This window comes from Sinorhizobium psoraleae (assembly GCF_013283645.1).
Taxonomy (GTDB): domain Bacteria; phylum Pseudomonadota; class Alphaproteobacteria; order Rhizobiales; family Rhizobiaceae; genus Sinorhizobium; species Sinorhizobium psoraleae.
The window spans coordinates 560700-586700 of record NZ_JABEKV010000002.1 but is presented as its reverse complement, the minus strand read 5'-3'; the positions used below and the strand labels follow the sequence as shown (position 1 = coordinate 586700).

22 protein-coding genes are annotated in these 26001 nt (G+C 61.9%); 13 read left to right on the top strand and 9 right to left on the bottom strand.

All coding sequences use genetic code 11. The features are described 5' to 3' along the window. The first annotated feature begins 6 nt into the window (after nt 1–6). From ILFOPFJJ_RS11650 to lpxK, 5 genes are all read left to right on the top strand, one after another. A complete protein-coding gene (locus tag ILFOPFJJ_RS11650) occupies nt 7–825 on the top strand; it encodes a 3'(2'),5'-bisphosphate nucleotidase CysQ (protein WP_173510709.1) in 819 nt (272 codons plus the stop codon). A gap of 56 nt (nt 826–881) precedes the next feature. Further along, nucleotides 882–1118: a DUF4170 domain-containing protein gene (locus tag ILFOPFJJ_RS11645; protein ID WP_173511496.1), complete on the top strand. Its 237-nt coding sequence runs from the start codon at nt 882–884 to the stop codon at nt 1116–1118. A 91-nt stretch (nt 1119–1209) separates the two neighbouring features. Continuing rightward, nucleotides 1210–2523, top strand: coding sequence for a lipid IV(A) 3-deoxy-D-manno-octulosonic acid transferase (gene waaA / locus ILFOPFJJ_RS11640; RefSeq protein ID WP_173510708.1), 1314 nt, complete (start codon nt 1210–1212; stop codon nt 2521–2523). 23 nt (nt 2524–2546) lie between these two features. Next, nucleotides 2547–3251 carry an HAD family hydrolase gene (locus ILFOPFJJ_RS11635; protein WP_173510707.1) on the top strand — a complete coding sequence of 235 codons (705 nt, stop codon included), beginning with the start codon at nt 2547–2549 and terminating at the stop codon, nt 3249–3251. 251 nt (nt 3252–3502) lie between these two features. Further along, nucleotides 3503–4549, top strand: a complete 1047-nt coding sequence (gene lpxK, locus ILFOPFJJ_RS11630; RefSeq protein ID WP_173510706.1) for a tetraacyldisaccharide 4'-kinase — start codon at nt 3503–3505, stop codon at nt 4547–4549. Nucleotides 4550–4576: 27 nt separating this feature from the next. On the opposite strand, the gene ILFOPFJJ_RS11625 is transcribed toward lpxK, so the two are convergent. Both ILFOPFJJ_RS11625 and mutL read right to left on the bottom strand, forming a co-directional pair. Then, a complete protein-coding gene (locus ILFOPFJJ_RS11625) occupies nt 4577–4810 on the bottom strand; it encodes a DUF2093 domain-containing protein (protein ID WP_136507310.1) in 234 nt (77 codons plus the stop codon). Between the two features lie 101 nt (nt 4811–4911). After that, nucleotides 4912–6711, bottom strand: a complete 1800-nt coding sequence (gene mutL, locus ILFOPFJJ_RS11620) for a DNA mismatch repair endonuclease MutL (RefSeq protein WP_173510705.1) — start codon at nt 6709–6711, stop codon at nt 4912–4914. Between the two features lie 391 nt (nt 6712–7102). Here mutL and ILFOPFJJ_RS11615 point away from each other — a divergent pair, with 391 nt between their 5' ends. Beyond that, the gene (locus tag ILFOPFJJ_RS11615) at nt 7103–8827 is read left to right on the top strand and encodes a response regulator (protein WP_173510704.1); all 1725 of its coding nucleotides are present in this window, start codon (nt 7103–7105) and stop codon (nt 8825–8827) included. Nucleotides 8828–9093: 266 nt separating this feature from the next. Further along, the gene (locus ILFOPFJJ_RS11610) at nt 9094–10437 is read left to right on the top strand and encodes a putative bifunctional diguanylate cyclase/phosphodiesterase (protein ID WP_173511495.1); all 1344 of its coding nucleotides are present in this window, start codon (nt 9094–9096) and stop codon (nt 10435–10437) included. Here ILFOPFJJ_RS11610 and ILFOPFJJ_RS11605 read toward each other — a convergent pair. Continuing rightward, nucleotides 10410–11378 (bottom strand): LysR substrate-binding domain-containing protein, encoded by a 969-nt coding sequence (locus ILFOPFJJ_RS11605; RefSeq protein ID WP_173510703.1) that lies wholly within the window; start codon nt 11376–11378, stop codon nt 10410–10412. The two genes, ILFOPFJJ_RS11610 and ILFOPFJJ_RS11605, sit on opposite strands and share 28 nt — an antisense overlap. A 91-nt stretch (nt 11379–11469) precedes the next feature. Here ILFOPFJJ_RS11605 and ILFOPFJJ_RS11600 point away from each other — a divergent pair, with 91 nt between their 5' ends. Then, nucleotides 11470–13017 (top strand): trimethylamine methyltransferase family protein, encoded by a 1548-nt coding sequence (locus tag ILFOPFJJ_RS11600; protein WP_173510702.1) that lies wholly within the window; start codon nt 11470–11472, stop codon nt 13015–13017. Nucleotides 13018–13044: 27 nt separating this feature from the next. Further along, the gene (locus tag ILFOPFJJ_RS11595; protein ID WP_173510701.1) at nt 13045–15093 is read left to right on the top strand and encodes an NADH:flavin oxidoreductase; all 2049 of its coding nucleotides are present in this window, start codon (nt 13045–13047) and stop codon (nt 15091–15093) included. Nucleotides 15094–15233: 140 nt separating this feature from the next. On the opposite strand, the gene ILFOPFJJ_RS11590 is transcribed toward ILFOPFJJ_RS11595, so the two are convergent. The 6 genes from ILFOPFJJ_RS11590 to ILFOPFJJ_RS11565 form a co-directional block, all read right to left on the bottom strand. Next, complete coding sequence (locus ILFOPFJJ_RS11590) at nt 15234–15875, bottom strand: PRC-barrel domain-containing protein (RefSeq protein ID WP_173510700.1); 642 nt, start codon at nt 15873–15875, stop codon at nt 15234–15236. Between the two features lie 593 nt (nt 15876–16468). Continuing rightward, entirely contained in the window at nt 16469–18193 is a 1725-nt protein-coding gene (locus tag ILFOPFJJ_RS11585) for an IlvD/Edd family dehydratase (RefSeq protein ID WP_173510699.1), read from the bottom strand. 84 nt (nt 18194–18277) lie between these two features. Continuing rightward, a complete protein-coding gene (locus tag ILFOPFJJ_RS11580; protein WP_173510698.1) occupies nt 18278–19162 on the bottom strand; it encodes an SMP-30/gluconolactonase/LRE family protein in 885 nt (294 codons plus the stop codon). Continuing rightward, complete coding sequence (locus tag ILFOPFJJ_RS11575; RefSeq protein ID WP_173510697.1) at nt 19162–19797, bottom strand: 2-dehydro-3-deoxy-6-phosphogalactonate aldolase; 636 nt, start codon at nt 19795–19797, stop codon at nt 19162–19164. The genes ILFOPFJJ_RS11580 and ILFOPFJJ_RS11575 overlap by 1 nt, the downstream gene beginning before the upstream one ends. 14 nt (nt 19798–19811) lie before the next feature. Continuing rightward, nucleotides 19812–20732, bottom strand: coding sequence for a 2-dehydro-3-deoxygalactonokinase (locus ILFOPFJJ_RS11570; RefSeq protein ID WP_173510696.1), 921 nt, complete (start codon nt 20730–20732; stop codon nt 19812–19814). Beyond that, a complete protein-coding gene (locus ILFOPFJJ_RS11565; protein ID WP_173510695.1) occupies nt 20729–21499 on the bottom strand; it encodes an SDR family NAD(P)-dependent oxidoreductase in 771 nt (256 codons plus the stop codon). The genes ILFOPFJJ_RS11570 and ILFOPFJJ_RS11565 overlap by 4 nt, the downstream gene beginning before the upstream one ends. A gap of 132 nt (nt 21500–21631) precedes the next feature. On the opposite strand from ILFOPFJJ_RS11565, the gene ILFOPFJJ_RS11560 reads away from it, so the two are divergent. The 4 genes from ILFOPFJJ_RS11560 to ILFOPFJJ_RS11545 all read left to right on the top strand — a co-directional run bounded on the left by ILFOPFJJ_RS11560 (nt 21632) and on the right by ILFOPFJJ_RS11545 (nt 25981). After that, nucleotides 21632–22444: an IclR family transcriptional regulator gene (locus ILFOPFJJ_RS11560; RefSeq protein ID WP_173510694.1), complete on the top strand. Its 813-nt coding sequence runs from the start codon at nt 21632–21634 to the stop codon at nt 22442–22444. A gap of 200 nt (nt 22445–22644) precedes the next feature. Next, on the top strand, nt 22645–23385 hold the full coding sequence (locus tag ILFOPFJJ_RS11555; protein ID WP_173510693.1) for a helix-turn-helix transcriptional regulator: 741 nt from the start codon (nt 22645–22647) through the stop codon (nt 23383–23385). A 140-nt stretch (nt 23386–23525) separates the two neighbouring features. Further along, nucleotides 23526–24299, top strand: coding sequence for a LuxR family transcriptional regulator (locus ILFOPFJJ_RS11550; protein WP_376741409.1), 774 nt, complete (start codon nt 23526–23528; stop codon nt 24297–24299). Nucleotides 24300–24823: 524 nt separating this feature from the next. Next, the gene (locus tag ILFOPFJJ_RS11545) at nt 24824–25981 is read left to right on the top strand and encodes an Mrp/NBP35 family ATP-binding protein (protein ID WP_173510691.1); all 1158 of its coding nucleotides are present in this window, start codon (nt 24824–24826) and stop codon (nt 25979–25981) included. The last annotated feature ends 20 nt before the right edge of the window (nt 25982–26001 follow it).

The window sequence follows — 26001 nt, the reverse complement described above, 5'->3', positions numbered from 1 at the left end:
AGTTGAATGTCAGAAACAGCCCGACCGCTCGCGTCCGTCTGGAGCGAGGACCTTGAGCTGATCCTCGCCGCGGCGATCGCCGCAGGCGACACGGCGCTCGGATATTTTCGCAAGACCTTTGACGTCCGCTGGAAGAACGAGGGCCGTTCGCCGGTGAGCGAGGCTGATCTCGCCGCCAATGATATCCTCAAGGGAAGGCTGCTTGGTGCACGCCCCGATTATGGTTGGCTTTCCGAGGAGACGGATGACGACGAGAGCCGCCTCTCCCGTGAAAGCGTCTTCGTGGTCGATCCCATAGACGGAACGCGCGCCTTCATCTCCGGCCGCGATCTCTGGTGTGTGAGCGTCGCTCTCGTTCATCGGGGGCAGCCCGTTGCGGCCGTGCTCTATGCGCCGGCGCTTGGTGAGGTTTTTCAGGCGACCCGCGACGGCGAGGCGCTAAAGAACGGCGCCGCGATCGCTGTGCGCGCGCTCGAGCCTCAAGGGACGCTAAAGGTCGCGATGGCCGAGGATCTGGTCGGCAAGTTGGCTCCGGCGTATCGCAAAAAAGTCGTGCGCGTGCCGCATGTGCCGTCGCTTGCCTACCGGCTGGCGATGATCGCGGATGGACGGATCGACGGGACCATCGTCAAGAAGAACTCGCATGACTGGGATCTGGCCGCTGCCGACCTCATTCTTGCGCGGGCAGGCGGCGTACTCTGTGGGCTCGACGGCGTGCCCCTGTCGTATAATCGCCCCATTGTCACGCACGGCTTTCTTGGAGCAGCCTCGAGGCCGGCGCTCCCGGCTTTGCTGGCCGCCTCGCGCTTGCTGGAGCCCCATTGACCTTTGGGGGCGAATGCCGCAAATCAACGCCACGCTTCAGAAAAAATGGACTCCCGATGGCTCAAGATTCCATGAAAAAACAACGTTTGCACCTCGTCTTCGGCGGTGAGCTGACGACGCTCACGAACGTCCAGTTCCGCGATCTGGACAAGCTGGACATCGTCGGCATCTTTCCCGATTACGAAAGCGCTCTTGCCGCCTGGAAGGCCAAGGCGCAGATGACGGTCGACAACGCCCATATGCGCTATTTCATTGTCCATATGCATCGTCTGCTCGATCCGGAAAATGATTGATGTCGGTATCGTTGGGACGCATGCGGCGTGCCTGCGCCCGGGCTGTTTGTAACACCCGCGTGAAGTTGCGCATAGGCGAGGGCGCGTTTTCATGAGCGGTCTTCGTGCACGGCTTGCGCTCTCCAGCTATCGCTGGATCGGGACGGCAATCTATCCTCTGGTCTGGTCCTATCTCGCCATACGCGCAGCGAAGGGCAAGGAGGACCCGGCGCGCCGCCGCGAGCGCTACGGCTATGCGAGTGCGCCGCGCCCACAGGGGCCGCTTGTCTGGTTTCATGCGGCGAGCGTCGGGGAAACGGCAGCCGTCACTCCGCTGATCAAGGAAATCCGCCGTCGCGGCATTGCGGTGGTACTGACCACCGGCACGACGACGTCGGCCCGAGTGGCCGCGGAACGACTGGGCTCCACCGTCGTCCATCAATATGTGCCGCTCGATTTCAAACCGGCGGTGAGCCGCTTTCTCGACTATTGGGAACCGGATCTGGCGATCATCGCTGAATCGGAAATCTGGCCGATGACCATCATCGAACTCGGCAAGCGGCACATTCCGCAGGTTCTGGTGAATGGTCGTCTTTCGGACCGGACCTTCGCGCGCTGGAAAAAGCGGCCGTCGCTTGCCGATGCACTCTTCGAGAACCTGGCGCTCGTCATCGCGCAGTCCGACGTGGATGCTGACCGGTTTCGCACGCTCGGCGCCCTCCCGGTCATGGTCTCCGGCAACCTAAAGGTCGATACCGACGCACCGCCGCATGATCCGAAGGCGCTCAAGGAATATCGCCAGCAGATCGGCACCCGCAAGAGCTGGGCGGCGATCTCCACCTTCGAGGGCGAGGAGAATGCCGCGGCGACCGTTCATGGTGCATTGAAGGACAGGACGGGTCTCTTGACGATTATCGTGCCGCGTCATCCTGAGCGATGCGACGCGATCGAGGCGGCGCTGGTCGCCAAGGGCCTGAAGGTCGCGCGGCGGACGCGCAACGACCCGCTGACACCGGATGTCGACATTTTCCTTGGCGACACGATCGGCGAAATGGGTCTTTATCTGCGGTTGACCGAGGTCGCCTTCGTCGGACGTTCGCTCTTCGCCGAAGGCGGACAGAACCCGCTGGAGCCGGCCATGCTCGGCTGTGCGGTGCTTTCCGGCGGCAACGTCCAGAATTTTCGCGAGACCTACCAGATGCTTGCCAAGAACGGCAGCGCCAAGATCGTGCGCGATGTCGAAATGCTGGCCAAAGGCGTCAACTATCTGCTCGGCAACGACGACATGCGTCGCTCGATGATCGACGCCGGTCTCGAAAGCGTGCAACAGATGCGTGGCGCGCTGACGGCGACGGTCAAGGGACTCGAGCCCTATATCAACCCGCTGGTCGTGAAGGCGCGGCTGGAGCCGCGTATCGAAGGCTGAAGCGCCAATTTGCGGATCGGATCATGGTCGCCTCGAAAACAATCGCCGGCATTTTGTTCGACAAGGACGGCACGCTCCTCGACTACGTGAAAAGCTGGGTGCCGGTGAACTACGAACTGGCGCGCATCGCGGCCAGGGGCGACGAGCAACTGGCGAGAGTGCTGCTTCAGGCTGGCGGAATGGACCCGGACAGCGGGTATGTTGCACCGGACAGCCTGCTTGCCGCCGGCAACACGGTGGAAATCGCGACGGGAATGGTTTGTGCCGGTGCGCCCTTCACCGTCGAGCAATTGACGACGCTTTTCGACGGCCTCTTTGCGCAGTCCGCGGACTATGCCGTTCCGGTAACCGATCTCGGAGCCTTCTTTGCCGGCCTGCACGCGAAGGGCTATCGTCTGGGCGTCGCCTCGAGCGACAATGAACGATCCATCCGGGAAACCGCCAGACGCTTCGGTTTCGACGGCTACCTGCACTACGTCGCCGGCTATGACAGCGGTAATGGCGTCAAGCCGGAGCCGGGCATGGTGCTCGGCTTCTGCGCGGCGACGGGGCTCGAGCCGTATCAGGTGGCGGTCGTCGGCGACAACAATCACGACATGTATATGGGTCGCAATGCCGGTGTCGGCCTGACGGTCGCCGTCCTGACCGGAACAGGCTCGCGCCAGTCCCTTGCCGCGGCCTCGGATCATTGCCTCGCCGACATAACCGAGTTGGAGGCGGTGCTTTAGCTCCTGGCACCGTCCGGCTTGCCTTTTTTCCCGTTCTGACGTTTTTTGTCCGTCGCGTCGTTCAGCCCAGCGCGGCTGCGGCGGAGCTACTGCATGTTTCCTTAGATCGGAACCGATTGGAGGATAGGAACATGCAGCAATTCAGGTGCTGCAGCGAGCCCGGCGCGTCTTACGGGCGCGCGGCGCTGCAGGGGGTGCGCTTTCCTGGCCGGTTTGGGGGCAGGGCAGGTCGTGGAGGCAGGTTAGACAGAATGGTTTCCGAAGCGCCACCGTTCTGGTGGACCAAGGCTGATTGGCGCGCCTATGCGCTCTGGCCGTTTTCCTGGGTGTACGGCCGCGTCGCCGGCATGCGCATGGATCGCGCCCGCCGCGCCTCGGCGCCGGTGCCGCTCATCTGTGTCGGCAACTTCACCGTCGGCGGGGCTGGAAAGACGCCGACCGCCATCGCGCTTGCGCGAGCGGCCAAGGCGAAGGGGTTGAAGCCGGGCTTCTTAAGCCGCGGCTATGGCGGCTCGCTGGACGTCACGACGATCGTCGACCCGCATCACCACCGTGCCCGCGACGTCGGCGACGAGCCGCTGCTGCTTGCCCGTGAAGCCTTGACCGTCGTCTGCCGCCGCCGTGTCGAGGGCGCGCGCAAGCTCGCGGCCGAAGGCGCCGACATCATCATCATGGACGACGGCTTTCAGAGCGCGCGGCTTGCATTCGACTTCGCCTTGCTCGTGGTCGATTCCGGGCGAGGCATCGGCAATGGACACCTCGTGCCCTCGGGACCGGTTCGCGCACCCATCGGCGACCAGTTGCGGCACGCAACGGCGCTTCTGAAGATCGGTAACGGATCTGCGGCCGACCCGCTGGTCCGCCGCGCGGCCCGGGCAGGCAAGCCCGTCTATGCGGCGGAAACCATCCGGATCGACGACGGGCAGCTTGCAGGCGTCAAGGTTCTTGCCTGGGCCGGTATCGCCGATCCGGAGAAGTTCTTCCGGACCGTGCGCGAGACGGGTGCGATCATCGAGGAGACGCGGAGCTTTCCCGATCATCATCACTTCTCCGACGATGAAATTGCCGACCTGCTCGATCGCGCCGCGAGCCAAGGCTATACACTGGTCACCACGTCGAAGGACATGGTCCGTCTCGAACCCGGACATGGTCGGGCGGGGGAGCTGGCGAGCAGGAGCAAGGTGATCGAAATCGACGTGCGCTTCGACGACCCGTCAATCCCCGGCAAAGTCATCGACCGGACGCTTGCCGCCGCGCGATCGCGCAAGCTGCGGGAGGCGAAAGCAGTTACTCTCTAACTAGGGGCTATAGCGAAACCGACTTCTTCAGCGTCGCTGGTTGGGGAGCGCGCCGGCACGTTTTTCCGCTTCTAGGGAGGCTGCGGCGTCCACATAGGGCTCCTGCCGGGCGACGCTCCAGTAACGCAACTCGTCCACGGGAATCGCCTTGCCCGTCATGGCACAGACGACGTGCGATCCGGCAAGCACGATCTGGAAGTCGCCATCGAGATAGCGGATCTTCGCCTCGCGCGAGGAACTTCCTTCAAAGCGGTTCATCATTGCCTGCGTCTGCCTTCTCACTCGACCGTTTCCCTGATCTATCCCAGTGCCCGGAAAAACACCAGCGCCCGGCGTGCTACTCGCGGACCGTCGATCGCTCGTCAGCTGCGACCGAAGAGGCGCTCGATATCCGAGAGCTTCAGCTCGATATAGGTCGGCCGGCCGTGATTGCACTGGCCAGAGCCCGGTGTCGCTTCCATCTGGCGAAGCAGCGCATTCATCTCCTCCGGCCGCATGCGGCGGCCGGAGCGGACCGAACCGTGACACGCCATCGTCGCCGCGAGATATTCGAGCCGCCCCGCAAGGCCCGTTGCCGTATCCCATTCCGCAAGCTCGTCGGCGAGCTGCCGCACCAGGCCCGCCGCATCCACTTCGCCCAGCATGGCAGGCGTTTCGCGCACGGCGATCGCCCCCGGCCCGAAGCGCTCTATCGCGAGACCGAGACGGGCGAATTCATCGGCATGCGTCATCAGTCGATCGCAATCGTCCTCGGGAAGATCGACGATCTCGGGGATGAGCAGCGTCTGTGCGGGCACGGGGCGGGAATGGAGCGCGGTCCGCATGGTCTCGAAGACGAGGCGCTCATGCGCGGCGTGCTGGTCGACGATGACGAGGCCATCGTCCGTCTGCGCGACGATGTAGTTTTCATGGAGCTGCGCGCGCGCGGCACCGAGCGGAAAAGACAAAGGAGATGCATCGGAAATCCGTGCTTCTTCGGTCGGAGCGGCGGAGCGTGCCGATGGTTGTGAGAATTCCGCGAAGGCTTGCTGCGGAGCTTCGGCGAAGCCATTGTCCGTCCGGTCGAAATGCACGGGGCGGTAGGGCGAGGCCGCTGGCGTCCAGGGTGCCGATGGCCTCTGCATCTCCGGCCGGAAAGCGCGCACCATTCCGCTCGCGCCGGTCGTGGCTGCGCGATCTCCGTCGCGCCCCAGGGCCTCGCGGATCGCGCCGATGAGCAGCCCGCGGATCAGGCCCGGATCGCGAAACCGGACGTCCGACTTCGCCGGATGTACATTGACATCGACGAGCGCCGGATCGAGGACGATCGAAAGGACGGCAACCGGGTAACGGCCTTGTGGAATGGTTTCGGCGTAGGCGGCGCGGATGGCGGACAGGATGAGCTTGTCCTGCACCGGCCGGCCGTTGACGAAGACGTACTGCTGAAGCGAGTTGCCGCGATTGAAGGTCGGCACGCCGGCATACCCCGTAAGCCGGGTGTCCTCTCGTTCGGCGTCGATCTCTATTGCATTGTCGCGGAAATCCTTGCCGAGCACCTGCGCCATCCGGGCCAAGCGGTCTTCGGCAGTGGCGGGGTACTCCAGGGTCGTTCGGTCGGAGCCCGAGAGTACGAAGCGCACCTTCGGGAAGGCGATTGCCATGCGGCGGACGACCTCGGAAATCGCGGCGGCCTCCGCCTTTTCCGATTTCATGAATTTGAGCCGGGCAGGGGTTGCGAAGAAAAGGTCGCGCACCTCGACGACGGTGCCCGCATTGGCAGGTGACGGGCGAACGGTTTCGGTCCTGCCGCCGGCGATAGTTATCGCCGCGCCCTCATTCGCACCGGCCGTTCGCGTCGTGATCGACAGGCGCGCGACCGATCCGATCGAGGGCAGGGCCTCGCCGCGAAAGCCGAGAGTCCGGATATCGGTTAGGCTGTCGCTGATCTTGGAAGTGCAATGGCGCTGAACCGCCAGAGCGAGATCGCCCGGCGACATGCCGCTGCCGTTGTCGGTCACCCTGAGCAGTGTCTTGCCACCGCCCGCAGTCGCGATCTCGATTCTGGTCGCGCCTGCGTCGAGCGCATTCTCGATCAGCTCCTTTGCGGCGCTGGCGGGTCGCTCGATGACCTCACCGGCGGCGATCTGGTTGATGAGTGTTTCTGAAAGCTGTTTGATGATCATGACCCATTTTCCCGGATTCGGCGTGCGAGGGAAAGGGGCTTGTGCGGCGGTGCCGCCGCAGACGGAGCGATTACGAGGCGATCGGCGTGGAAAATGCGGCCATGATTTAATTCCGCTTTAACGTTCTGCTGCGATTTTCCACAACAACCTGAATGAGAACGGGTTTTATCTTTGGAGCTCCGCGGCGTTGCTGGACGCCGTCACGCATTCCGCCCGAAGAGACGCCTTCCGAGGCCAGCCAGCATGTCCCGGAATGAAACCGCCGCCACAGCGCCGTGTGTCTTTTCAGACGCCCAAAGGCCGCTGTAAAACTTTGGATTGCTGCATCGTTTTGTCCCTAAATCGTTTCCGATTTAAGGAATCATGCAGAGGGCGAAATGAGGACAGCGCGATGAACGATGTGGCGTCGGGCGGCGCAGACATCAACAGGGTCATTCTCGAGTCGAGTTGCGACGCGCTTGGCCTTGCTTTGCTTGTCTGCGGTCGAGACGACACGATCCTGTTCGCCAGCCCCTCGATGCTGCAGTTCTTTCCGGTTCCAGCCCGCCTTTTGGCGCCCGGCACTCGGCTTCGCGACTTTCTCGGTGCCGTCTATGATACCGGTGTGCGCCCGGGGACATTGCCTGAGAACAGCCGCCGCCGGACCAACAGGGAAGATTGGATCGCCGAGCATATGGCGTTGCATTGGCGTGAGCGCTACGAGAATGTCGAGCGGGCGGGCCGTACCCGCTGGGTCTCTCTGCGCAAGCGCCGGTTGTCGAGCGGTATCGGCATATTGTCGGTCACTGATGTTTCCGAACAGAAGAAGCGCGACGAACAGGTTCAGACCGACCTCGAACGCGTGGAACTGACGGAAGAGATTCTCGACGCGCAGCCGAATCCGATCTGCGTCAAAGACCGAAACCTCAACTACATCGCCGTCAACAAGGCGTTCTGCACAATTCATGATCTGACGCAGGAGACGATCCTCGGACGCTCCGCCTGGGATCTCGTCGACGCCGAACTGGCGGAGCGGTTCGAACAGTCGGATCGACTGGTGCTCGAAACCGGCAAGCCATATTCGGAAGCCGAACATATCGTGCGCGCCGATGGCAGCGATCTCTGGGTCGTGACGCGCAAATATCGCATCGGCATGCCCGGCCGCCATTTCGTCGTGACCTGCATGAACGACGTCACCGATATCGCGGCCTGGTATCACGGCACGGGTGAGAACAAGGGCGGCAGCGGCCTGCAGATTCTGGACTACAGCATCTTTACACCGGCACAGAATTTCTACGATCCCTTCCGTGCATTGAATGTTCAGCAACTGGTCGAGGCGGGATCAATGATCGAGACCCTGCCCGCGCGTGGACTGCGCGTGCTGCTGGCGACCGGCGACCGAAGCGTGGAGGAACGGCTCGTTGCGCGTCTGCGCGGTTCCGGTCTCGATGCTTGTGCTGTGCGCAACATCGGCGAACTCGAGACTTTCGCATCGGCTGCCGAACATTCCGGGGTAAAGCTCGATATCCTGGTGCTCGATGGCGCCTTCTCGGAGCTCAGGCGTGTCCTTGCGGGCTGGCATGCAAGCCCTGTCCTCAAGATCTCCGGCGACATCGATGCCGGCCACCTGCTCGCGGAGATCTTTCGCGCTTGCGCCGAGCGTTCACAGGCGCGGGCGTCGCTTTCGCAGGCGGACTGGGAAATCTCCTTCGAAAGCGATGTTGCGCCCGGAACGCACGCGCCGGACATTGAAGTGCTGGTCGCCGAGGACAATCAGATCAACCAGTTCGTCTTCGCCCAGATACTGGAGGGGCTTGGGGTTTCCCATCGGATCGCCGCGAATGGCAGGGAGGCGGTAGAGCTCTGGCACGAACTTCAGCCGGCATTGGTCCTCATGGATGTATCGATGCCGGTCATGAACGGCTTCGATGCCGCAGCGGCCATCCGCGATGCCGAAAAGGGGACCGATCGGCGGACACCGATCATTGCGGTGACCGCGCAGGCGCTCGATATCGACCTTCGGCAATGTGAAGCGGTCGGAATGGACGACCACATCATGAAACCGGTCAGCCCGGACATGATCGAAGCGATCCTCAGAAAATACATGCCCATGGGGAACATGCGTGCCGTCGGCTGAGGCTCCAATCTTGTCAATTCGCCAGAATTAGGGATGCCGACGGAAGATTTGATAGCGAGGCGATATGGGATTGTTAACCCCCGATTGTCATCGTCTGCATCGAACTGCCAGAAAGTGTAGAGCCTCGCAGCAATGAATGCGCTTCGTCCAGCCGCCCAGCCACTGCTTTCGCCGATGCGGGAGATCCATCTCCGTCGGCGAGGATCGCTGCGCCGCGGCCGTTCCCTAGCGCCTGCGCCAGCCCGCCGCGAGAGCTTGCGGCCATGATGTGGAGGCAGGCCGCAGATCATGAGATTGTAGAGGTGCCGCCTCCCGTGCCGCTCATCGATCAACTGACCGGCTTGGGTAACGGCCGGCATTTGCGGCAAAAGGTCTGCGAGCTTGCCGCGGAACGCGCGAGCGACCCGGCGCCGTTTACGATAGGCCTTGCCAATCTCGATGGGTTCAAGCCGATCAATGACCTGTTCGGGCCGGAAGCCGGCGATCAGATCCTCTGCCAGGTCGCACACCGCCTGAAAGCCTGCGTTCCGGAAGGTGCGACCGTGACGCGCACCTCGGACGACGAGTTCGCATTCGTCCTGCCGCTGATCTTCGAGCGCAAGGGCGCCGAAAAGCTTGGCCGCGTGCTGAAGGAAGTGTTGTCGGCGCCCTTCGATCTCGGCGATCGCAACGTCCGCCTGTCGGCGTCCTTCGGCTTCGCGGTCTATCCTTTCGCCGGCAATAGCTTTGAAGACCTGCTGAAGAGCGCCGACACAGCGCTCTATCGGTCGAAACGGCGCGGTCGTGGCCAGATCACCGTCTATTCGCAGGAGATCGCCCAGGAGATGAAGCGCGCCACGCAGCTCGAACAGGCGCTGCGCAACGCGATCATAGCCGATCAGGTCGACGTGCATTTCCAGCCCATCGTCGATCTTCGCAGCGACACGGTCGTCGGCTTCGAAGCGCTGGCAAGATGGTGTGACGCGGATCTCGGCTACGTTTCGCCATCCGTGTTCGTGCCGCTTGCCGAAGAGCGCGGCTTTATCGAGTCGCTGGCCGAAACGCTTTTGCGCAAGGCGGCACAGGCCGCGTTGTCGTGGCCGAAGGAACTTTTCCTTTCCTTCAATCTCTCCTCTGCGCAGCTGATGGATACGGCGACCAGCGCGCGTCTGCTGTCGATCATTAACCAGGTCGGGCTCGACCCACGCCGGCTGGAGCTTGAGATCACCGAGACAGCGGTGATGGCGGATGCCGACGTGGCGCAGAAGATCGTTTCCGAATTGCGGGCGGCGGGCGTGCGCGTATCGCTCGATGATTTCGGGACGGGACAATCGAGCCTCGGCCGGCTGCGGGACTTTTCCTTCGACAAGGTGAAGATCGATCGCGCCTTCGTCTCCCGGATCTCCGCCGATCGCGCGTCGGAACATATCATCAAGGCCATCGTCTCGATGTGCGAAGGGCTGGAGCTTGAGGTCGTCGCCGAAGGCATCGAGGATTTTTCCGAAGCGCTGAAGTTGAAGGCGCTCGGCTGCGGCATGGGGCAGGGCTATTTCTACGGCAAGCCGGCGGACGCCGTTGCGACGATGCGTTATCTTTCCGATCGCTATCGCGAAGTAGCGGCATCGCGTTGATGGTCGCCTTCATTGGCACCGGCCGCGGAACGGTCACGCAACCCCTCGTCTAATAGCCAGTCCCTGATGCGCCGTGCTTGCGTGTTGAGTTCGCGCGACCGCGGCCAGACGACATAGAATGCGTGTCCGGTCTTCAACACGTGCCCGCCCACCGGAACAAGTGCGCCGGAGCGGACCTGCCGCTCGATCAGGTGTTCCCAGCCGAGCGCGATTCCTTCCCCGGCAAGCACTGCCTGGATGACCAGCACGTAGTCGTTTATCGTAAGCCGTCGCCCCTGCGCAGGATAGGCAAGACCCGCACTCGCGAACCACTCCGTCCAGTCGCAGGCTCGCCGCACGGGCTCTTCGAGATGGATGAGATTGTGTCGTGAGAGGTCGGCCGGCGTTTCTGGCGGGCCATGCGCCTCGATATAGGCGGGCGTCGCGACGGCATTGACCACCTCCTCGGCCAGCAGAGCAGCATGATATCGTGGCCAGTGGCTGGGATCACCGCCTCGAATGCCCAAGGGAATGGGTTCTTCGTCGAGATCGAGGTCGCGCACGCTGGTCTGGATGCGAAGATCGATCTCCGGCAGGTCTTCGCGCAGCCGGTTCAGCCGTGGGAGCATCCACATCGAGGCGAAAGCGGTGGACGCTGCGAGCGTAACATTCGTCTCGCGGCCCTTCGAGCGAATATCTTCGGCTGATTTCTGAATTCGCGACAGGCCGACAGAGACGTCCGCATGAAATTTCTCGCCTGCCTCCGTCAATTCGACCGCGCGGTGCACGCGGTGAAACAGCGGTACGCCGAGTTGGTCCTCGAGACCTCGGATGGCGTAAGATACCGCCGCTTGAGTCATTCCGAGCTCATTTGCGGCGCGGGTGAAATTCTGATGGCGGCCGGCCGCCTCGAAAACGATGAGGCTGGCGGCGGAAGGAAGGAGGCGGCGCAGATTTTCCATAAATACAGCTTATAGAATGCGTCAAATTTTTCCAGCGTTACAATTACCTTGATCGTCACTAGCATCATGAAAAATGATGGGAGGTTGGCAAATGGAAGCATCGTCGGCAGCAACGGGAGAGGCGCCTCGGCGAACCCGGGGTGCCAGATCGCAGCGACGGGAAGCCGGCAGGAATCTCGGCGTTCCCTTTATCGTCCGCAACATACCGACCTACGATATTCTCGGCGAGGAAAGCCTGCAGCGGATCGAGCGGATCGCGGATCGCATTCTCGCCGAAGTCGGAATCGAGTTTCGGGATGATGCCGCCGCGCTTGATCACTGGAAGCGGGCTGGCGCCAGGATCGATGGCGCCCGGGTCACCTTCGAACCCGGCATGTTGAATGAAATCGTCCGCTCGGCACCGGCGCAATTCACCCAGCATGCCCGCAATCCCGCCCGCAATGTCGAGATTGGCGGCCGCAACGTCGTCTTCGCTCCAGCCTATGGCTCTCCCTTCGTGACCGACATTGATCGGGGCAGGCGCTACGGCACGATCGAGGATTTCCGCAATCTGATCAAACTCGGCCAGTCGAGCCCTTGGCTGCACCATTCCGGCGGCACGATCTGCGAGCCGGTCGACGTGCCGGTCAACAAGCGCCATTTTGATATGGTTTACAGCCACATCAAATATTCCGACCGCGCCTTCATGGGCTCGATTACGGCCGAGGAGCGTGCTGAGGATTCGATCGAAATGGCGCGCATCCTCTTCGGCGCCGATTTCGTGGACAAGAACTGCGTCATTCTCGGCAACGTCAACGTCAATTCGCCGCTCGTCTGGGACGGAACGATGACCAGGTCGTTGCGCGCCTATGCGCGCGCCAACCAGGCGGCGGTCATCGTGCCCTTCATCCTGGGCGGGGCGATGGGGCCTGTGACCAATGCCGGCGCCATCGCCCAGTCCTATGCCGAAACGCTTGCCGGTTGCGCGCTGACGCAGCTCGAACGAAAGGGAGCGCCGGTGATCTTCGGCAACTTCCTTTCTTCGATGTCGCTTCGCTCCGGCTCGCCTACTTTCGGGACGCCGGAGCCGGCGATCGGCAGCATGGTCGTCGGGCAGCTCGCCCGCCGGTTGGGCCTGCCGCTGCGCTGCGCCGGCAATTTTTCCAATTCGAAGCTGCCGGACGCCCAGGCGATGCAAGAGGGCGTCATGTCGATGCTGTCGGCAGTCCATTGCGGCGCCAATTTTATCCTGCATTCGGCGGGTTTCGTCGATGGTCTGCTCGCGATGTCCTACGAGAAGTTCGTGATGGACACCGATTTCTGCGGAGCGCTCCACTCGTATCTCGCCGGCGTGGTCGTCGACGACAATGCGCTTGCGATGGATGCTTTTCTGGAGGTTGGGCCGGGCAGCCATTTTCTCGGCTGCGATCATACGATGCGCAACTATCAGACCGCTTTCTGGGACAGCGCGCTTTCGGACAACGAACCGTTCGAGAAGTGGGTCGAGCAGGGCGAGACGGACATGGCGACGCGCGCCAACCGAAGCTGGAAGAAGACGCTGGCCGAATACGAAGCGCCGCCTCTGGATGTAGCAATCGACGAGGCCCTGATGGACTATGTCACCAGACGCAAGAACAGCATGCCCGACGCCTGGTACTGACCGGCACGACAGCCCAAGGACCGTTGAATGACCCTCTCGAAAGACCCCCTGCTCCAGCCTTACCGTCTAAAGCATTTGACTCTCAAGAACAGGATCATGTCGACGGCCCATGAGCCGGCCTATTCGGAAGACGGCATGCCGAAGGACCGCTATCGGCTCTATCATCTGGAAAAGGCCAAGGGGGGCATCGCGCTGACGATGACGGCCGGCTCGGCGATTGTTTCCGAGGACTCTCCGCCGGCCTTCGGCAATCTCTACGCCTACGCGGATGAAATCGTGCCATGGCTGAAGAAGATCGCCGACGACTGTCATGAGCACGGCACCGCCGTCATGATCCAATTGACCCATCTTGGCCGTCGCACGAGCTGGAACAAGGGCGACTGGCTGCCGGTGCTGAGTGCCTCTCCGGTCCGCGAGCCGGCGCATCGGTCCTTTCCGAAGGAAATCGAGGAGTGGGACATCGAGCGGATCGTCAGCGATTATGCAGCGGCCGCCAGCCGCATGCAGGCCGCCGGCCTCGACGGCATCGAGATCGAGGCCTACGGCCATCTGATCGACAGCTTCTGGTCGCCGGCCACCAATCATCGCGACGACGAATATGGCGGCTCGCTCGACAATCGTCTGCGCTTTATGAATCTGGTGCTCGACGCCGTGCGCAAGGCGGTCGGTCCTGACTTCATCGTCGGCACGCGTATGGTTGCGGACGAAGACTGGGACGAGGGCCTGTCGAAGGAAGAAGGCGTCGATATCGCGAGGCGGCTCGCCGATTCCGGCAAGCTCGACTTCCTGAATATCATCCGCGGCCATATCGATCACGACGCGCCGCTCACCAAGGTTATCCCTATCCAGGGCATGGCCGCTTCACCGCATCTCGACTTCGCCGGAGAAGTTCGGGCGGCGACCAAATTCCCGGTCTTTCATGCCGCCCGCATCGCCGACGTCGCGACGGCGCGCCACGCGATCGCCGAAGGCAAGCTCGACATGGTCGGCATGACTCGCGCCCATATCGCCGACCCGCATATCGTCCGGAAGATCGAGGAGGGACGCGAGGCCGAGATCCGGCCCTGCGTGGGCGCAACCTATTGTCTCGACCGCATCTATGAGGGCGGAGGCGCCCTCTGTATCCACAATGCGGCCACCGGGCGCGAGGCGATCGTGCCGCACGTCATTTCGAAGAGCGACGGACCCCGCCGGCGTGCGGTTGTCGTCGGAGCGGGACCCGCCGGCCTCGAAGCCGCGCGCGTGCTCGCCGAGCGCGGCCACTCGGTCGAGCTGCTGGAGGCGACCGGCGAAGCTGGCGGCCAGATCCTGCTTGCGGCGCGAAACCCCCGCCGCAGGGAAATGATCGGCATCGTCGACTGGCGGCTTTCCGAGCTCGAACGGCTGGGTGTCCCGATCCACTACAATGTCTTTGCCGGCGTGGAGGACGTGCTGGAGCGTGAGCCGGATCTTGTTGTCGTCGCGACCGGCGGCATCGCCCAGAATCCCACGCTCGGGACAGGCGACGACCTCGTCGTTTCAAGCTGGGATATCATTGCCGGCACGGTGAAAGCCGAGGGGCCGGTGCTGCTCTATGACGACAACGGCGCGCACAGCGGCATGACCGCTGCAGAGCTGATAGCCAGAGCCGGCATCGAGCTCGAAATCGTCTCGCCCGAGCGCATGTTCGCGCCCGAGGTCGGCGGCATGAACCATGTTCCCTACGCGAAGGCCTTTGCCGAGAAGAATGTGCGGGTAACGATCAACACCCGGCTGACATCGGTGAGACGCGACGGCAACGCGCTTGTTGCGACGCTGGGTTCCGATTTTTCCGAGACCGCTTCCGTCGAGCGGCGAGTCGCGCAAGTGGTCGTCGAGCATGGAACGGTGCCGATGGCCGAACTCTACCTGGAGCTCAAGCCGCTGTCCCGCAATCTGGGCGCGGTCGACTACAAGGCTCTTATCCGTCGCGAAAACCCGATTGCCGTTCGCAATCCCGAAGGGACGTTCGACTTGTTCCGGATCGGCGATGCGGTGGCGAGCCGCAACATCCATGCGGGCATCTACGATGCGCTGAGATACGGCGTTCTGTTCTAGAGCAAGTCCGGAAAGTCTAACGGGTTCCGTCCGGAATTGCGTGGTTTCAAAAAGTTAGATCATGAAATGATCTGACTCGCAAAAAAAGCGGCGCATCACGCGCCGCTTCTGTTGGGAGCGAAAGTCCGCTCGGTGCCAACTTACTGCTGAGGTGCCGGCTGCGTCGGCGTTGCCGGCGTCGTACCCGTCGACGATGTCGTCGACGTGTCAACCGGCTGCGAGGACTGGCGCTCGGCCATCAGCTGCGCCTTCGTCTTGAACTCAGGCGCCGCCTTCAGCGTGTCGGCCGTTTCGGTCGTCGTCAGTTTCAACGCTGCCGTGTCGGCCTGCTCGGCGATCTCGATCCGGTCGAATGGGACCGCGACGTTCTTCTCGCCGATACCAAGGAAGCCGCCGACGCCGATCACTGCCGCTTCGACACCGCCGTCCTTCTTGATGATCAGATCGTTGATTTCGCCGATGCTTTCATCGGCGGCATTGTAAACCGATTGGCCCACATAGGTGCTGGTGGCGATCTGGTCGTCCTTCTGCTCGGTCAGATAGTCCGCTTCAGCGGTCGTATCAGCAGGCGCTTCAGTACCAGCCGCAGGAGGCTTCTGGGCCTGATCGGCGGCCGGAGGCTCTGTCGCAGGTGGAGTTGTCCCGCCCGGCTGCATCTGCGTGGGTGCCGGTTCCGACGGAGGCGGGGGAGTTGTGGTCTGCTGCGCGAAACTTGTCGGGGCAAAGGTAACGCCCACGAGAAGCGCGCCAGCCGCAACGGAAGATACAAGTTTCTTTGTCATATCAGACTGCCTTTCGTTGACGTTGTCGATCACCCCCGCGGCGTTGGGAATCGGCCTCCCCACCGCGCTGGTGATACTCAAGCAACGTCCGGCAGCGAAATCTGTTCCGTAAAAAATGGAAGTGTCTGCCCGGGCCAATGGCGCCGATTCTACCTTTGGATGCTTTGTCTTGGCAGGATCAAGCGGTTGGTCGCCGTGTCACGCAAAGTCGGCTAACGAAGTCGTTTCTTTGTTTAGGTGTAGCTAAATCTAGGCCGGAAGCCAGGTCTTCTCGGATCGGCCCAGGCGAATACTTTGAGCGAGCGACGAAATTCGCCATGAAGGTCCCCGATCTTAGTTGATCCGGGACCTTCGTGTTCCATCATCAGTCGGTTTACATGGAGCGCCGATGACGTCCTTGAGCAAGTCCAGGAGCAGTGTGTTCCGTCCGAAATTGCATTGTTTCAAAGGGTTGGATCACTTCCATGTTTCAATGGAACAACGAAGTGATCCTGGAGCGCCGTGCGTTCAAATGAACGCACAAAGGACGCCCTAGCACTTTGATTCTAGAGCATCTTATCGCTTTCGGTGATTCCACCCGAAAGCGGAATGCTCTAGTGGCTTTCGCGTTGCACGTCGCTGCCGCTCTTGCCGACGAGGAAATCGAGGTCGGCACCCTTGTCGGCCTGCAGTACGGTCTCATAATAGAGCTTGTAGTAGCCGCGTTGCCATTTCTGCTCCGGCGGCTGCCAAGCGGTCATGCGCGTCTGGAACTCCTCCTCGCTGATCAGAAGGTTCAACTCGCCCCTCAGGGCATCGAGGCGGATACGATCGCCGGTCTTGACGATCGCAAGCGGACCGCCAGCGTTGGCTTCCGGGCTGACATGCAGGACCACGGTGCCGAAGGCGGTGCCGGACATGCGCGCATCCGAAATGCGCACCATGTCGCGAACGCCCTTTTCGACAAGCCGGCGCGGGATCGGCATGTTGCCGACTTCCGCCATGCCGGGATAGCCCTTCGGGCCGCAGCCTTTGAGAACGAGGATCGTATCCTCGGTTACCGGCAGATCCGGGTCGTCGATCTTGGCCTTGAGATCTTCTATCGTCTCGAAGACATAGGCAGGGCCTTCGTGCGAGAGCAGATGCTCGCTCGCAGCCGAAGGCTTTATGACCGCGCCGTTGGGAGCGAGATTGCCTTTCAGCACGCGGATGCCGGCCGCGGCGCGCAGCGGATTGTCGAGTGGCCGGATCACGTCGTCGTTATAGACTTCCGCGCCCTCCCAATATTTGCTGATCGGAACACCGAAAACGGTCGGCGCGTCCGGATGAAGCAGATGCCGAATGCGGTTCATCACTGCGGGGAGACCGCCGGCATAGGCGAGATCCTCGATGAGATACTTGCCCGACGGCATGCAATTGACGATGCAGGGAACCTGACCCCCCACCCGATCGAAGTCTTCCAGACAGATGTCGACCCCGGCGCGGCCGGCAATCGCGAGCATGTGGACGACGGCATTGGTCGATCCGCCGACGGCGGCGTTGGCGATGATGCCGTTCTCGAAATTCTTCTTCGTAAGGATCTTGGACAGCCTGAGGTCCTCGTGCACCATCTCGACGATCCGCTTGCCGGTCATGTGCGCGAGCGCCATGCGGCGGGCGTCGACAGCAGGAAGGGCCGCGTTGGTCGGGAGCGAAAGGCCCATGGCTTCCACCACGGAGGCCATCGTGGTTGCGGTGCCCATCGTCATACAGACGCCGGGCGAGCGCGACATGCCGCTTTCTGCGGCCATGAATTCCTGCAAGCTCATTTCACCGGCCCGCACGGCTTCCGAGAATTTCCAGACATCCGTGCCCGAACCGATGTCCTTGCCTTTCCATTTGCCGTTCAGCATCGGTCCGGAGGAAACGACGATCGTCGGCAGGTCGACGGAGGCAGCGCCCATCAATTGGCCCGGCGTCGTCTTGTCGCAGCCGCCGAGCAGCACGACGCCGTCGATCCCGTGGGCGCGGATCGCCTCTTCGACGTCCATCGCCAGGAGGTTGCGAAAGAGCATGGCGGTCGGGCGCATCTGTGTTTCGCCGAGCGAGGAAACCGGGAACTCGACGGGAAAGCCGCCGGCCTCCCAGACGCCGCGTTTGACGCCTTCGGCCAGAACGCGCAGGTGGCTGTTGCAGGGCGTGAGCTCGGACCAGGTGTTGCAGATGCCGATGATCGGTCGCCCGTCGAAAACATGGTCAGGGAAGCCCTGGTTTTTCATCCAGGACCGATGAATGAAGCCGTCCTTGTGAGTTCCGCCGTACCAGTGGCGGCTTCTCAGTTCCTTTTTCTTTTCGCTCATCCGAATCCCTCCCGTACCATGACGATTCATCGCATGGTGCAATTGTATGACTTTTTGGCGATCCGATGCCAGCCTTTGTTGTGATCAGAGCAGAAATGCGGGCTCGAACCGACCTTTGACCTCGATGCCAAGGTCGAAAGTCTTGCCGGCATCTGGATCGGCCGCCCGCGCGGTCCCGTCCATCCCCTGCCAGGCTGACGTCACCAGCAACTGGTCGGCCTTCGCTCCAAAGAAGGCGGGGCAACTGGGCTGCGTCGCGGGCACGGCGTAGCGGGCGATCTTTTGGCCGTCCGGCTTATAGACGTCGACGGAACTTGCGCCCCAGCGCGCGTTCCAGATCAGCCCGTCGGCATCGCAAACCGCGCCGTCGAGACCGCCGGGTGACGAACTCTCGTCGGCAAGAACGACGGCGTCGCCGGTCGGAAGTGCGGTAGCGGGATCAATATCGACGCGCATCAGGTGGTTGACATCCGTATCGGCGAAATACGCCGTGGCTCCATCGGGCGAGAAGCAAATTGCGTTCGGAATGCTGATGTTGCCGTAGAGCTTCGTCACACGGTTGCCGGCGACGTGATAGATCGAACCCGAATGTTTTTCCGCGCCGCGCCCCATCGTACCGATCCAGAGAGCGCCGGAAGGGTGGACGCGACCATCGTTGGAGCGGTTGACAGGCTTGTCCTCGAGCAGGGCGAAAGGGGAGAGCTTGCCGCTTTTCGTATCGCGAAGGAAGAGACCCTGATCCGACGCGATCAGCTGGCGTGCGGGATCGATGACGGCAAGCACGCTTCCGAGAAAGGGCAGGGGGTGAACCGTCTTTCGGCCGCTTTCGATATGCAGCTCGTGCAGTTTCTGGCCGGTGATGTTGAACCACCAGGCGGTACCGCTGCCGGGGTCGAAGGTCGGGCCTTCGCCGAGCGCGGAGTCCAGATTGCAAAGAATGCGGCCAGAGAAGGGAACGGGATCGACCATCATTGCCCCCCATAAACGATATCGTATGCTTCGAGCGTCGCCTTCGCTCGCTCCCCGACCTCCGCGGCGGTCATGCCGGGCTTGTAGAGACTGGAACCGAGGCCGAAGCTGCGAATGCCGATCTTGGCATAGTCGGCGAAGTTGCTCTCCGCCACGCCGCCGACGGCTGCGATCTCGATATCGCTTGGAAGAACGGCGCGGATCGCCGCAATGCCCGAGGGGCCGAGTACACTTGCCGGAAAGAACTTGAGACCGGTCGCGCCCGCGCCGGCGGCGGCAAGAGCCTCGGTCGGCGTGAAGACGCCCGGCATCGTCACCATGCCTTTCGTCACGGCAAACTTGATCACCGACGGTTCGACATTGGGGCTCACCATCAGCCGCCCGCCGACGTCGGCCAGTTGTTCCACCTGCGCCGTCGTCAACACGGTTCCCGCGCCGATCAGGCAGTTGGCAGGCGCCATCTTCACGGCGATTTCGATGGAACGAAATGGATCGGGCGAGTTCAGCGGGATTTCGATTGCCGTGAAGCCCGTTTCCATCAGGGCGCCGACGACGCCTTCCGTTTCTGCGGGCTTCAGCCCGCGCAGGATGGCGATCAGCGGATATTTCATCGGCGGCAAGGGGATGCGGTTCATCTTCTTTCTTTCTGTCAAAGAGGCCAAATCGCGCAGGCGGCGGTGGAAAGGCCCGCCCGTACCGCATCGTCGGCGTCAACATGCTGAATTTTAAGACCCTGGCTTTCCAGGGCCGCACGGTAGAGTGCGCCAAGCGGGCCTGAGGCGACGAGGCAAATTCCGTCGATCGATCCGGCTGTGGCAAGGGCGCCGGCGATCTCGATACCGATCAGCGTGCCGGAGAGCCGTGCCTTGGCGTCGGTCGAGCTGGTCCCGTTGAGAAGCTGTCCCGCGCGGACGGAGAAAAGCAGATTTGTGGCAAGCGCCGGATTCCTCGTCGCTTCTGACACGGCCTCGACGAACTCCGGCTCTCTGCCGGTGAAGGGACCTCCGTCCGACACGGCATGACTGAGGATTGAATGGCGCGAAACGACATCGAACAATTCGCCGGTCATGAAGGTGGAAAAACCGTCGACCGTCTCGCCGCTGAGGCGGACCCATTTGCTGTGGGTGCCCGGCATGCAGACGAGGTGCCGCCCGTCGCCAAGCGTGCTGGCGGCGCCGAGAAGCTGCGTTTCTTCACCACGCATCACGTCGGGGTGCCGCAGGCCGCGTTGGGCGAGGCCCGGAAGTATCCGGATATCGCGATCGACGTCCGGAACGGAGATAGCACTCCCTGCAATTGCAGTGAGTGCGGCGGGTGTATCGAGATAGCCTGCCTCCCTCCAGCCCTGACGGGCACCGGCCATGCCGCAAATGATGATCGGGAGGTGGCCGGGAGCGTCTGTCGCGGCGAGATGCGCGTCTAGAACCGTATGAAAGCCGACCTTTGCCGCCGTCGTCATGCCTTCCGCGCTGCGACGTTCTGCAAGAACGGCTCCATCTTCCCCGATGATCCACAGCCGGAAGCTCGTGGTTCCCCAGTCGACCGCGGCATAATAGGCTGCCGTCATCAAAATACGCCTCCATCGATGATCATTGTCTGGGCCGTCATTGCCGCTGAGCAGTCGGAAGCCAGGTAGAGGCAGGGCCCCACGAGGTCATCCGCGATCAACATGCGTTTCAGACACTGCCTCTCTTGCATCCGCGTGATCGCGTCGTCGTCCAGCCACAGCCGCTTCTGCCGTTCGGTGACGATCATGCCCGGAAGGATTGCGTTGACGCGAATATTGTCCGGCCCGAGTTTCCCGGCGAGCGACTTGGTGAGCCCGATGATGCCGGCCTTCGCCGTTGCATAGGCAGGAACGTCCGGCATGTTGAGCATGAAGGCGATCGACGAGAAATTGATGATCGACCCGCCACCGTTGCGGCGCATGTGGGGCGCTACCGCCTGGCTCATGAAAAAGAAGTGCCTGAGATTGACGGACAGGCTTTCGTCCCAGCTTTCTTCCGTCACCAATTCGAATTGCTGCCGGTCGTCACGAGCGGCATTGTTGACGAGCACTCGGATCGAGCCGAGTGTGCTGGCAGCGGTCTCGACCGCCGATTTCAAGGTCGAGATCTGCCTGAGATCGGCAGGAATGAATTGCGGCCTTCTTCCAGTTTGGGCGGCCAGCTTCTCGCAGAGTGCAAGGCTCTCTTCCTCTGCGATGTCGATGAAGGCCACTCGCGCGCCTTGCCGCAAGAAGCCTTCCACCAGGGCGGCGCCGATGCCGGAACCGCCGCCGGTCACGAGCACACCGTTGTTTTGCAGGTCGGGAAACTGACCGCTCGGCAGTGGCATGGCATCTCCCTGGTGTTGAGTCTGGGATTGATGGAAGTTCCATTATATGGAACTATGTTTTATTATCTGGAATTATCGCGCCATAACTTTTATCCTGTCAAGGCACGATGCCCCTGATCGAAGCTGGGTGACATGAACGAAATCAAGACCACCGACGCAGAAATTGAAATCGCCGGCACCGGCACGCTCGGCAAGGCCATGGCGGTCCTTGAGGCCGTGGTGACGGCCGGCAGTCCCCAGAGGTTCACGGATATCGTTCAGTCCATCGGCCAGCCGCGCGGGACGGTGCACCGGCTGCTCAGCCACCTCGTCGAGGAAGGCCTGCTCGTGCAGGGCCGCGACCTGTCTTACGAGCCGGGCCTCCGCTTGCTGAAGCTCGCCTATCGTTCGTGGTCAGGTAACCGGTTTCGTGACATCGCCGAACCCCATCTTTTGCGTCTGCACGAGCTGACCGGCGAGACGGTTCACCTCGGCGTTCTACGGGAGACGGAGATCATTTATGTCGACAAGGTCGAGAGTCGACAGACAGTGCGCATGAGCTCGCAGATCGGCAAGGCGTCGCCGGCCTATTGCACAGGCATAGGCAAGGCAGCGCTGTCGTCGCTGCCTCAGCCGGAATTGGAGCGCATAGCCGCAAGGATGAGGTTCCACCCGTTCACCGCCCACACGCATCGCTCGGCAGCGGCCCTGCTTGCCGAAATCGATGAAATTCGCCGTGAGGGACACGCTTTCGACCGGGAGGAACATGAGGCGGAAATCTGCTGCGTCGCCGCGCCGATCGCCATTCCGGAACACGATCTGGTTGCGGGCGTGTCCGTCACCGGGCCTGCCTATCGCGTCAACATGGCGCAACTGGCGGCTTGGGCCGAGGTCGTGCGCGGGGCGGCGGGAAAGATCGAGGAGGAGGTCCGAATGCGCCTTGGCCCCGGGCGCAATGGACGTTAACTCCGCTTTACGGTAAATTAGGAACTTCGACTGGACGAGGTGTTCCAAGAACGTTAGCTTGCGATATATCAGGCCCGCCGCTACGGCCGGTTGCAAGGGCCGGAGCGGAATTTGCTTTCTGGCGAAAGCATTATTGACGCAATTTCATGATGGCGAGAGCGGCCTCGCTCGATCGGGCGCGGGATGTGGGAGACGAGCGGGTGGTAGATTTCAGCGCAGGCATATCGTCATTGATTCTCCCTGGCGGGCGGTCTATCGCGGAAGCGCTAGGCAGCGAAGACGATATCAGGCGGGTTCTCGGTCAGATATCAGATGCCTACGGCTTTCGCGGATTCCTGGTTCTGTCCATCCCGGAAGCCGGATGCCACAGTCTTTCCACTCAGGCACTGATGACGACCTGGCCGTCGGAGTTCCTGAGACGCTACGACAGTGCCGGCCTGATCGACGGTAGCCCTGTCGTCCAGCGGTTGCGGCGCAGCACAATTCCCTTCACCTACGATGCCCACCAGCTTGCGCGCAGGCGGCTTGACGGCAAGGGTGATGCCGCGGTTAGCGTCTTCGAAACGGCCGGGCTGCCGAGAGGCCTCTATCTGCCGGTTCACGACGCTTCGGGACGCCGCGCGGCCATAGCCTTTGGCGGGAGCAGGGAGCTTGTGTCCAATGATGAGATGCAGGCGCTCAATCTTTGGGCGGGTCTTCTCTACAGCCGGCTGAGCGAAGTGCGGGGGCGTGACAGGCGAGGACCCGGTAGCCTTTCGCGTCGTGAGATCGAGTGCCTGCGCTGGGCGGCTGCCGGCAAGACGACCATGGAGATGGCGAGGATCATGGCGCTATCCGAATACACGGTGAACCATTATCTCAATCGCGCAACGCGCAAATTGGATTCGGTCAATCGTGTTCAGACCGTTGCAAAAGCCATGCGCGCCGGTCTGATCAACTGAATTTCGCTTTTTCGGAGAGGCAGACCGAATATGCAGCCCGCCAACCGGGGGAAATACACAGCCTTTTGCGCATGAATAGCGCCGAACGTCGATCACCTGTTGGCATTGGTCGACCGCTCGGGCTATTTGATAATTGATGAATGCCATGGAACGCGCGAATGCAAGATACGATGACGGCCGGGATGACTGATACCGATCTGCCCCGGGGCGGTGATTTCGCGTCTGAAATCGCAAAGCTTGAGACCCAGTTCGATATCATCCGCTACATGCGGCGGGTCACGCAGATCTTTGGTTTCAAGGCATTCCTCATCTGCTCGATTCCGGCGATCGAAGTGGAGAGACTGGCGGCGACCACCGTTATCTCCAACATGCCGGCCGAGCTCCTCAGCAAGTACGACAGCCTGTCAATGCTGCGTTTCAGCACCGGGGTGCGCCGACTGAGGGAGACGACGACGCCGTTCCAGATCATGCTCGACGACTGGGAGAAGGAGGGTGGCAAGCCGGCCACGGCCGCGGATTACATCGCCATGCTGCGCGAAAACGGCATCTTCCAGGCAAATTATTTCCCGGTTCACGACGCCGAAGGCGGACGGGGCGCGGTGATCCTCATGGGGCCGGAAGCCGATTTGCCGATGACGGCCGCCATGGAATTGCAGATGATCGCGATCCACGTCTACAATCGGTTGGCGGAGATCGGTTCCGTATGGAAGAGCACCAACACCGCGCTGTCCGAGCGGGAAATCCAGTGCCTAAGCTGGACGGCGGCTGGCAAAACCAGCGCCGAAATCGCCGGGATCCTCGGCCTCTCCGAGCACACGGTCAATCACTATCTCAATCACGTCACCAAGAAGCTCGACGCCGTAAACCGCACGCAGGCGGTCGTGAAGGCGATGAAGAAGGGCTACATCAGCTGATGGCCGGCGCCAGCGAAAAACATTGAGGCTGCATTCCGACCCTGCTCCGCCCATGTCTTTCATGCGTGCAAGGATTGCTGTCGGCACCGCACCTTTTGTACGCAAATAGTACGTTTGCCCAGAAATAGTGCAACCATCTTCATCGGCAACGTTAATGCGCGGCGGCTTCATCCTCTTGAAATCAATGACTTTTCCAGAATGGTCTGAGTCTGGCACGCCTTGTGCATATGCATTGTCGTGTCCAGAGGGGACTACAATAAGACAGCGCCCAAGAAGGTTGCGAGGGCAGGGCCGCCGCCGATCGTTCGTGATCCCGGATGTACGGACACGACGATCGGCTGGCGGCTCTGTTTTTTCCTATCTGTCGCATTGGCGAACCGCTCCGCCTCAATTATCACTGCATAATTCCTTAAATCGGTTCTGATTTGAGGATAAAATTATCCGGTGGTTCAAAGCGTTACCGCCTGCGATCGTCCGAAAGGCGCCAGGCGCGGTGGCACGAACAGACAGATGAAGAGGGCGATATGCCGGACGTAACCAGGGAAACGGTTCTTGAAAAGCTGCGCAGCGTGCGCGGTCCGGATATGGAAGGCAATATCGTTGACCTCGGTCTCGTCTCCGATGTCTTCATTTCCGACGGCAAGGCTTATTTTTCGATCACGGTGCCGGCCGACCGGGCGAAGGAGCTTGAGCCGATGCGTGCGGCAGCGGAGAGGGTCGTGCGCGAAATACCCGGCGTCAAGGCGGCGATGGTCGCGCTGACGGCTGACCGTAGGGCGGCACCGCAGGCGGCGCCGGTGGAAAGACCGCGGCAGGTTCCGCCCACGACACACGGGCATGCTCAGCGTCCGGCCGGCGGCGTTCCGGCAAAGGCAGGTATCCCGGGCGTTGGCGCCATCATCGCGGTTGCCTCCGGCAAGGGTGGTGTCGGCAAATCGACGACATCGGTGAACCTTGCACTCGCACTGCAGGCGAACGGCCTCAAGGTCGGTCTGCTTGACGCCGATATCTACGGACCCTCCATGCCGCGCCTCTTGAAAATCAGCGGACGACCGCAGCAGATCGAAGGGCGGCTTATTCGCCCCATGGAGAACTACGGGCTCAGGGTCATGTCGATGGGGTTTCTCGTCGATGAGGAGGTCGCCATGATCTGGCGCGGTCCGATGATCCAGTCGGCCCTGCTGCAGATGCTGCGCGAGGTGGCCTGGGGTGATCTTGACGTTCTCGTCGTGGACATGCCGCCGGGCACGGGCGACGCGCAACTGACGATGGCCCAGCAGGTGCCGCTGGCCGGCGCCGTCATCGTCTCGACACCGCAGGACCTCGCGCTCGTCGATGCACGCAAAGGTCTTGCGATGTTCCGGAAGGTGGAAGTCCCTGTTCTCGGCATTGTCGAGAACATGAGCTATTTCGTGGCACCCGATACCGGCAGACGCTACGATATCTTCGGTCACGGCGGCGCGCGCAAGGAAGCCGAGCGCATCGGGGTGCCGTTCCTCGGCGAGGTGCCTTTGACCATGGGCATTCGCGAAACCTCCGATGCGGGGACTCCGTTGGTGGTTTCGGAACCCCGCGGCGAGGTCGCGCGTATCTACCGGGATATCGCAGCGAAGGTTTGGGAGCAGGTCTCCGCGGCTCGCCAGAACAAGAGCAGGGCGATGCCCGATATCGTCTTCGAATAGATTTGCTTCACTCGCCCGCG